Below are 383 nucleotides of genomic sequence, written 5' to 3'. Positions count from 1 at the left end.
AACGTCTCCGTGTCGGAACTGGACATCACCAAGCTCGACGACTACCGCAACGGCGGCAACAGCGATCTGGGCATGGGCGGCACCAATGTCAGCGATGAAGACATCATGGCCGCTCTGACCTCGTTCGTCGATGGCCAGCTGGAACAGATGACCAGCGCTGCCGCGAAACTCGGCGCGGTTTCGAGCCGTGTTCAGATGCAGGAGGACTTTGTCAGCAAGCTCTCCGACTCGATCGACAGCGGTGTCGGCCGCCTGGTCGATGCGGAGATGAACGAGGAGTCGACGAAGCTCAAGGCCCTGCAGACCCAGCAGCAGCTTGCGATCCAGTCGCTCTCGATCGCCAACTCCGACTCGCAGAACATCCTCTCGCTCTTCCGTTAATC

The 383-nt window shown here is 60.3% G+C and carries 1 protein-coding gene; it reads left to right on the top strand.

Features of this window, described 5'->3' with window-relative positions; genetic code table 11:
• Positions 1-381, top strand: a 381-nt coding sequence (locus JL39_RS22775; RefSeq protein ID WP_037156273.1) for a flagellin, incomplete at its 5' end; no start/stop codon positions are given.
• Positions 382-383 lie beyond the last annotated feature (2 nt).

This window comes from Rhizobium sp. YS-1r, from assembly GCF_000757525.1.
Classification (GTDB): domain Bacteria; phylum Pseudomonadota; class Alphaproteobacteria; order Rhizobiales; family Rhizobiaceae; genus Neorhizobium; species Neorhizobium petrolearium.
This window is presented reverse-complemented; position numbering and strand designations above follow the sequence as displayed.